Origin of the sequence: Desulfobacula sp., from assembly GCF_030611305.1 — a bacterium.
GTDB lineage: Bacteria > Desulfobacterota > Desulfobacteria > Desulfobacterales > Desulfobacteraceae > Desulfobacula.
This window is the reverse complement of record NZ_JAUWQB010000120.1, coordinates 1-8,050: the sequence shown is the minus strand read 5'-3', so window position 1 is coordinate 8,050 and position 8,050 is coordinate 1. Positions and strand designations below refer to the sequence as shown.

The window sequence follows — 8,050 nt, the reverse complement described above, 5'->3', positions numbered from 1 at the left end:
GAATGCGAGTTTCTGCTGTTCAATGGAAGACCTTTGAGAACTTTAAAAAATTATTCAGGCACTGGACGGATAAGATAACCTGGATCGTAACGGGTTTATGGCAGATGTATAAAAATTTGATTCTTATGGCAAATATCCAGTTTTGCTCTGAACAGAAATTGAAGTTATTAATTCTTTCATCACAGGAAGGCAACATAGATCATCTGGAAAATTTTTGAACCAAATGCTCCAATTATACAAATGTATCCTTTCTTATGGATCAAAATTCGTTTATATATAAAAAGACCAACCAAATAACAAGAATCAAAAGGATGGAATTATGGGACACCAGGATAAAGGACATTTTGCAGCAAAACATAAAGGCAGACAAATCAATGAAGCCATAGCTGAAAAAATACGAGCAGTGTCCGATGATAATTGCCTTAGGTGTACTTCAGCCCATCGGGCTGGAAAAGCACTTAATATATCTCCATCTGAAATCGGTGTCCAGACAGATCTTTTAGAATATCGAATTGCAGAGTGCCAGCTTGGATTGTTTGGCTATAGCGATGGAAAAAAAAGGATTGATCCGAATATTGAAATTGCACCTGATTTAAACGAACAACTGGACAAGACAGACAAAGACGGCAGGATATCCTGTTTGGAATGCTGGAATATCGCAAAGAATCTAAAAATCAAAAGAGTGGATATAGGATCGGCATGTGAGAAAAAAAACATCCGGATAAAACCCTGTCAATTGGGTGCTTTTTAAACATCCAGTGTTTGTTGACCAGGACTTCAGACGTCCGGATTGAAATCATGCATTTATAGCAATTTTTTTTGCGTTCTTCGCTTTCTTCTTTGTTTTTGTTTTTTTATTTTTTCTATTCTTTTCTGCTCTTTATCATTCTTACCTGTTATGTTTTCTTCTATTTTCTCAATAAGAGTCCTTAAGGCAAGAAACCTGTTTAAATGTTGGGATCTTGCTTTTCCGCACTTTACCGATAAATTGGTTTTTTTATGTTTAAGAAACACAGCAGAAGATGATTTATTGACCTTTTGTCCTCCCCTGCCCGATGCTTTGATGAATTTTTCTTCAATATCTTCTTTTTTGATTCCCAGGGCTTTCATCCTCTTTTCGAGGTTCAATAATTTATCTTTACTGGGCCCCATTGTTTTCCAATTATTCCTCTACAAACTGTAGATTGAATTTGTTATGGCGGCCGCCTTGAACATCCAGTTCCATAGTGTTGAGTTCCGTAATAACTTCATCAGGCAAAGATATATCAACAGATGCCAGATTTTCGCCAATATATTTTCTTTGCTTCATCCCTGGTATGGGCACAATGGAATCATCTTGGGCCAATAGCCATGCCAATGACAATTGTGAAGGTGAAACATCATTTTTTTTAGCTAATTGTTGAAGTTTGTTTACTATTGAAAGATTTTTTCCCATTGCCACGTAATCAAACCGGGGAATCATACGGCGATAATCATTTTTTCTCAGATCACCTGGGCTTTTAATAGCTCCGGTTAAAAATCCTCTGCCCAAGGGACTGAAAGGAACTAACGAAATATTGAGATCCAGGCAAGTGGGTAAAATATTTTCCTCTACATTCCTGTGCCATAAAGAGTATTCAGACTGCAGGGCTGTTATTGGGTGAACAGTAGAAGCTTTTTTGATTGTTGCGGCAGAGACTTCGGAAAGGCCTAAATAAAGGACTTTGCCTTGCCGGACAAGATCGGCCATAGCCCCTACTGTTTCCTCAATAGGTACCTCCGGATCTAAACGGTGAAAGTAATAAAGATCAATAACGTCAATATTCAATCGTTGAAGGCTTTTTTCACAAGCGCTTTGAACATAATCCGGCCGGCCGTTTACTCTAACGTTACCATCTTCATCTCCTGCAAATCCAAATTTTGTTCCCACGACTGCTTCTTGTCGTCTTTTTTTTAATACTTTCGCTATAAGTCTTTCATTGTGACCATCTCCATATACATCTGCGGTATCCAGAAAATTAATGCCAAGATCGAGACAATAATTTATGGTTGCGATAGATTCTTTTTCATCAGCCTTCCCATACGCGTGTGACATTCCCCAGCAACCCAAACCGATTGAAGATATTTCCAAGTGATTTTTACCCAACGTCCGTTTGCGCATAACGATCCTTCAGCATAGAAATTTAAATCATCTCTGATTGGTTTCTCATAACTTCTCTTCTATTTTGTATACAGGAAAAAGGATGATACAAGAATTACCAGTATTAAAACCAATGAGACAACACCGGCTTCACCAAGTGATAAGTTTATGCCTAATTTTGCATATAATCTCTGTAATGGAATTAAACCGGGCTCTATCAATCCTATAAAATTTTTTCCTGATACAACAGCATATTCGATCATGGCAACTCCTTTTATCCTATGCACTGTCAATCATTTTAATAAGTCCATCTTATTTCTGGGTATCGTCAGGGGCCGCCCAGATGATATGACTTTTATTTATAAAAAGGGTTTTATGCTTTATTGAACTTTCAAGACCAGACGTATTAACAGTTACATCGAATAAAATCAAAAAGGGCTCTCTATAACTTGTTACAAGGTCACTTGCTCTGTCATAACCAGGGTCACGGTTTATGTTTACCTGTCCAGATACCTGGGAGCCATCAATGAGCCTAATCCTAACAGTCCGGTTTTTAATTTCTTTGTTTAGTGTTTGCTCAGCCATTTTGAACCTCCTATGAAAAAGATCGTTTGGAATAAGTTTCTATTCAACCCATGATTCCAGAAGACTTACTGTTTGTTTTGTTGCATCAAGCCTGATTTTTTTGCCCAAAGGCAGTGTAAAACAAGGATGAGTGTGGCAGCAATCAAATCCTCCAAGTATTGGTATATCTGTCTTCCCTGCGATTTCCATTAAAATATCATGGGGCCTTTTACTTGTATTTTGGTCATCATATTGTTCATGTTTCCCCAAAATGATTCCACATACATTTTCAAAATAATTATGTGCTTTTAAAAGTGAAAACAACCGTTCCATATAGGCAGCTGTTTTGGTGGTATCCTCAATAAACAATATTGTATTTTTATCTTTTAAAGGCATATATTCAGTACCTATAATTGTACTTATGGCATTTAATGTTCCGCCTAAAATTTTTCCTTCAGCCTGTCCTTTATTTACGGTTATCCATTGGTTTTTGTTAAGGGTTTTATCGTTTGTTTTTTCCTCCCAATTGATGAAATCATCTGTCCAATAATCTGGCATTTTATATGTATAAGGCAGTGACTGTTTTTTTAAAAGAATATCCTTAAAATAGGCCCAGGTCATGTCCAGAAATGGTGAAAATTCTCCAAAGGAATGAATCAGGGCCGGCCCGTAAAATGTAGTGATACCAGTTTTAGTGTAGAGTGCCAGCAAAATTGAGGTAACATCTGAATGGCCGATGATGATCTTGGGATGTTGTTTAAATGCATCATAATCAATATAGGGCAGCAATGCATTTGAATTGATTCCGCCAATGGTGGAGAGAATACAGTCTACGTCAGGGTTAGAAATCAGGTCATTGAGCTCATCTGCTCTTTGTTTGGTATTGCCGGACCGGTACACATCCTTTTTGCCGGTAAGATTTCCCGGTAAAAGGTTGAATCCTTTGCTTTCAAGAAATCCCTTTGCCCGTTCAAATCTTTTCGGAGCCGTAACTGTACCAGGAGAAGATGGTGAAAAAAACGCTATTGTATCCCCTTTTTTAAGCAGTTCAAATATCATATTTTCCCTTATAAGGGTTGTCTAAAAATGATTTCATTGTGCATCGGTGTTAGACAAAAGACAGATTGTGCTTACAAAGCAATAGTTCAGGTTTGGAATAATCAAATACGGTTAAAGTGGCTAATTATCAGTTTTCAAAGTCTCGACAGCGTTTTTATTTTGATTCTGGTTTTGATTCTGGTTTTGATGAAGATTCCGGTACTGATTCCGGTGCTGGAGCTGGTGCTGGAGCTGGTTTTGGTTCATATCCAATATATTAAGGCTGGATCCGCTGTTACCCATACCATGACCACTTTTTCCTCCCCCCCGGGCGAATACTGCGCTACCCAAAAACACAAGCACCAGAATTGTTCCAATGGTAATGATGTTTTTGATCATACCAGTTCTCCTTCTAATATTATTAAATCCTTTTTCTCCCGGCAATTTTACGGATACTGTACTCTCTTTTTAGGTATTTTTCCAGATTTTTTTATTCTTCTGAAACGTTTGCGGTCTCATTGTTTGTGCTCCTGAAATAAATTTTTGAATTGATAGAAAAATTGGGGCCAAATTTAAGCAAGCCACATACAGCATCGTTGTTGTCATATTACATTCCATTATTCAAAAAAGTCGGAAGGTACCTAAAAAAAATTTGAGCCTTGCAATAAAACGAATGAAGGAGATAAAAAATGAATAAGCAAGTCCCATTCCCATTAATCTAACAGAATGTTCCTCAGAACCAATCATTTCAATGCAATAACGATATATATTTTCAAGTTTAAACATGGGAAAGTCATCAGGAAGTTCACCACATACCCACTGCCTTATAAGGCGTGGAAACGGCTTCCAAATCTGGAAGAAATATAATATTCCTTATCGTCTTTACTCAAGTCAATATGCGGGAGAATATGTTCCTAATACTGGTTACGTAATACAAATGAATTCAGATGAATTTTTTCTATTTGATGCCTTATACAACCAGGATGACAAACCAGAACATTTAAATCAGGATAATTGATTGACATACTTGCCTTCACATACTACAACTTTTTCCAATCAGATCATTGGAGGCATTTGTATGAAAGGCGGGATTTACTCAAGAGGAAAATGCCATCTTTGTGGCAAAGCTCTTAAATTCAACGAACGAAAAGAATTATTTGTATGTCCAAAGCATGAACAAGTTTTAGGTTCTGGAATTTGTTTAGTGCGGTTTGGCAAAGACATGAATAAATCTTTCACCAATACAAAGCAGGCAATTCAATTTCTTTATGGTTTGAGACATGAAACCGTCAAAGGCACATATGATCCAAAAGATTATCAGGCAAGCAAGCCTTATTCTTTCAATAATCTCTCAGAAAAATATCTTAACAGAAAACGGACATTAAAAAGTTTCAAAGATAAGAAAAGACATATTAAAATTGCTCAGGATTATTTTCAAGATCGAAATATCAAAGATATAACCGGGGCAGATATTGAAGATTATTTATTTTCTATTGAAGGAATTTCTGAAAAAACCAGGCATAATTATAAAAGTTCATTGCATGATTTCTGGAATTGGATTCTTCGAAGAGGGGTCATTAATACAGCACAAATTCCGATATTCCCTGAAATTAAATATGAATTGGCTTATAGAACCATTACAGACATGAAGACTCAGGAAGCCATTATTGAAAAGGTTTTTGAAATATCCTATAAAATTAATCCTAAAGTCTGGTTTGGAATCGATCTTTTATCAACCTATGTTAGTCTTCGCCCTGGGGATCTTCTTAAAATCAAAGAAAAAGATATTGATCTGGAAAATGGTGTGTTGACAATATATTTTCCCACCAAATCAAAAAACAAAATCAAAACAGTTCGTTTACTGGATCAGCATATTGATAGTTTAAAGAAAATGAAAAAAGACTTCCCTGCCCTGCCGGAAGTTTTCTTTTTCCGTCATCATGGTGGCATTAAAAGCACAAAACCAAATCAACCATTTGGTGCAAAATATTTTAAAAAATGGTGGGATAAAGCCTGTATTGAATTGGGGGTTGAGGGCTTAGACCTTTATGGCGGCACAAGACATACTACTACTACAGAGATTGCAAGAAGGGCCGGTACTGAAAATGCTCGGAAAGCATCAGCCCATGAGACAAATAAAGCTTTTGATAGATATTGTCAATTTCAAGATGATACTTCATTTCAGATGGCACAAATTGTAAAACTCACATTCAACACCCTTAATACAAAAAACTAAGATTTTTTTAAAAAGTTTTATTTGTTGTTATTTTAGATAGTTGGCCTAATAAACAATAATATTGAATGGGTTTTATTCACTGAATGATATTTAGCCTAGATTTTTCTAGGATTCTTTATTATGATTCCCTCGATGAAAGAACAAAAAACATTGAGGTAAAAATGGAAAATCAACCAGATATAGACGGCTTCACAGTTCAGCACCTTCCCATTGTCACGGCATATGCACAAAAAATTGGTGTTGTTGAAATTATCAACACATTGGTACCGACTCAAATGGAAATTGATGCCGGCACGATTATTCTGGGTATGGTGCTTGACACATTGACCGGAAGGAACCCTTTGTACCGGTTGAACAAATATTTTGAACATCAGGACACGCAGCTTCTGCTGGGAAAGAAAGTGGACCCAACGAAGTTCTCTGATCACACTGTGGGGCGTGTTCTGGATAGAATCCATAATTATGGCGCAATGAAAGTCTTCTCACAAATTTCTTTGCAGGCGTTAAAACAGTTCAATATTGACCGCAGTCACTTAAGTTTTGATACCACATCAGTGAGCGTCCATGGTGATTACCCCATGTATTCAGGAAAAAGCAACAGCAGTGATACAATGAATATTGTCCATGGCCACAGCAAAGACCACAGGCCTGATCTGAAACAATTTCTGGTTAAGATGCTGTGAGTTGATCGCACTATACCAGTGTTTGGGCAAACCGAAGATGGCAATGCCTCAGACAAGGTTATCAACAACAAGGTCCTTTCATCCATATCAAAATATATGGCGGAAAACCGAATAAAGAAAGAGGGGTTTATTTACATTGCAGATTCAGCGATGGTGACACAAAAAAATCTTGAAAAGATCGGAGATGAAATCCAATTTATCAGCCGACTGCCTGCAAACTACAAAGAGTGTTCCCGCCTGATTAGAAGTGCCGTTGAAAAGGATGAATGGATTGAACTTGGAAAATTATCCGTTACCATGGAAACGACTAAAAGGCCTGCTGCTGTTTACAAAGTGTGGGAAACCAAAGCGGTTCTTCACAATAAAACTTACAGGGCTGTTGTCGTCCATTCAAGCGCCCATGATAAAAGGAGGCAAAACCGAATTGAGCGTGAACTTAAAAAGGCACACACAGAACTTTCCAAAAAGATAAAAGAGATATCAAAACAAGAGTTTTTCTGCCGGGCGGATGCCATGAAAGCCGCTGAAAGAATTCAAAAAGACAGACCTGTTTTTTATAACCCTGAAACACAGATTGTTGAAATTCCAAAGTACAGGCGCGGCAGGCCCAAAAAAGACGGAAGCAGGACTTTGGAAAAGATGATGTACGGTGTGAGCACCAATATTGTGGAAACCGGTGCAGTTGAAGAGTTTAAAAAGGAAGCCGGCTGCTTTGTACTTTTGAGCAATGTTCCCATTAATGGTCAAAAGGGCTACAGCTCTTACGATATCCTGCGGACCTATAAAGATCAATACGGGATTGAACAGAACTTTGGTTTCATAAAAAATACGCCCATCGTGAATTGTATCTTTCTCAAAAAAGCTGAACGAATAGAGGTGTTAGGCCTTGTTCTGCTTCTGTCTCTTCTTATTTGGCGGCTTATTGAGTACAACATGAGGCGATATGCAAAGGATAACAAAAGGGATCTGCCAGGCTGGGTTAAAAGAAGAACCTACAAGCCCACAGCATTTATGTTGATGACAAGCTTCCAGTATTTGATGATTCTCAAAATAGGAAAACACAGGCGATTAAACAAGCCTCTGACTCCAAATCAACGGGAGTATTTAAGAGCCCTGGGATTAAATGAACAAATTTTCACAAAGCCGGGAGGATAACTGACCTCCTCTAAAAACACCTCATATCTGAACTTTGGGGTGTGGAATGTGAGGTAAAAGGAAGCAAAAAAAAATCAACCTTAATTTATCTAAAAAATGAAAGAAGATGAAAAATCAAATCACCGACCTCCTGCATAGCAGGAGGTATGATGAAGCCCCCTCCGAAGGGGGCATTGTGTTAGGAAAGCCCCTCAAGGGGCTACTTAAATCGTTAATCTTCTAATGTTTTTTATCCTGCTCTCTTATATATTTTCT

General features: G+C 37.5%; 9 protein-coding genes and 1 pseudogene. 4 read left to right on the top strand and 6 right to left on the bottom strand.

Annotation, left to right across the window (positions count from 1 at the left end):
- Together QAI40_RS15990 and QAI40_RS15985 are read left to right on the top strand one after the other, a co-directional pair.
- Positions 1-218 (top strand): hypothetical protein (locus QAI40_RS15990; RefSeq protein ID WP_304511821.1); only part of this gene is annotated, 218 nt, incomplete at its 5' end.
- 101 nt (positions 219-319) lie between these two features.
- Positions 320-751, top strand: a complete 432-nt coding sequence (locus QAI40_RS15985) for a hypothetical protein (protein WP_299983718.1) — start codon at positions 320-322, stop codon at positions 749-751.
- 53 nt (positions 752-804) lie between these two features.
- On the opposite strand, the gene QAI40_RS15980 is transcribed toward QAI40_RS15985, so the two are convergent.
- The 6 genes from QAI40_RS15980 to QAI40_RS15955 all read right to left on the bottom strand — a co-directional run bounded on the left by QAI40_RS15980 (position 805) and on the right by QAI40_RS15955 (position 4,120).
- A complete protein-coding gene (locus QAI40_RS15980; protein ID WP_299983716.1) occupies positions 805-1,152 on the bottom strand; it encodes a peptide chain release factor family protein in 348 nt (115 codons plus the stop codon).
- 10 nt (positions 1,153-1,162) lie between these two features.
- Positions 1,163-2,140 (bottom strand): aldo/keto reductase, encoded by a 978-nt coding sequence (locus QAI40_RS15975; RefSeq protein ID WP_299983715.1) that lies wholly within the window; start codon positions 2,138-2,140, stop codon positions 1,163-1,165.
- 59 nt (positions 2,141-2,199) lie between these two features.
- The gene (locus tag QAI40_RS15970; protein WP_299983714.1) at positions 2,200-2,382 is read right to left on the bottom strand and encodes a hypothetical protein; all 183 of its coding nucleotides are present in this window, start codon (positions 2,380-2,382) and stop codon (positions 2,200-2,202) included.
- A 49-nt stretch (positions 2,383-2,431) separates the two neighbouring features.
- Complete coding sequence (locus tag QAI40_RS15965; RefSeq protein WP_299983713.1) at positions 2,432-2,704, bottom strand: DUF6812 domain-containing protein; 273 nt, start codon at positions 2,702-2,704, stop codon at positions 2,432-2,434.
- Positions 2,705-2,743: 39 nt separating this feature from the next.
- Complete coding sequence (locus QAI40_RS15960) at positions 2,744-3,742, bottom strand: S66 family peptidase (RefSeq protein ID WP_299983712.1); 999 nt, start codon at positions 3,740-3,742, stop codon at positions 2,744-2,746.
- A gap of 120 nt (positions 3,743-3,862) precedes the next feature.
- Positions 3,863-4,120, bottom strand: a complete 258-nt coding sequence (locus tag QAI40_RS15955) for a hypothetical protein (protein WP_304511820.1) — start codon at positions 4,118-4,120, stop codon at positions 3,863-3,865.
- Positions 4,121-4,799: 679 nt separating this feature from the next.
- Between QAI40_RS15955 and QAI40_RS15950 the strand changes: the two genes are divergently transcribed.
- Positions 4,800-5,957 (top strand): tyrosine-type recombinase/integrase, encoded by a 1,158-nt coding sequence (locus tag QAI40_RS15950; protein WP_299983710.1) that lies wholly within the window; start codon positions 4,800-4,802, stop codon positions 5,955-5,957.
- A gap of 161 nt (positions 5,958-6,118) precedes the next feature.
- Positions 6,119-7,795 (top strand): annotated as a pseudogene (locus QAI40_RS15940) (IS1634 family transposase).
- The last annotated feature ends 255 nt before the right edge of the window (positions 7,796-8,050 follow it).

Coding starts and splice junctions, on each gene's coding strand:
- QAI40_RS15965 (WP_299983713.1), bottom strand. CDS start 2,704: ATGGCTGAGCAAACACTAAACAAAGAAATTAAAAACCGGACTGTTAGG.
- QAI40_RS15975 (WP_299983715.1), bottom strand. CDS start 2,140: ATGCGCAAACGGACGTTGGGTAAAAATCACTTGGAAATATCTTCAATC.
- QAI40_RS15980 (WP_299983716.1), bottom strand. CDS start 1,152: ATGGGGCCCAGTAAAGATAAATTATTGAACCTCGAAAAGAGGATGAAA.
- QAI40_RS15960 (WP_299983712.1), bottom strand. CDS start 3,742: ATGATATTTGAACTGCTTAAAAAAGGGGATACAATAGCGTTTTTTTCA.
- QAI40_RS15970 (WP_299983714.1), bottom strand. CDS start 2,382: ATGATCGAATATGCTGTTGTATCAGGAAAAAATTTTATAGGATTGATA.
- QAI40_RS15955 (WP_304511820.1), bottom strand. CDS start 4,120: ATGATCAAAAACATCATTACCATTGGAACAATTCTGGTGCTTGTGTTT.
- QAI40_RS15950 (WP_299983710.1), top strand. CDS start 4,800: ATGAAAGGCGGGATTTACTCAAGAGGAAAATGCCATCTTTGTGGCAAA.
- QAI40_RS15985 (WP_299983718.1), top strand. CDS start 320: ATGGGACACCAGGATAAAGGACATTTTGCAGCAAAACATAAAGGCAGA.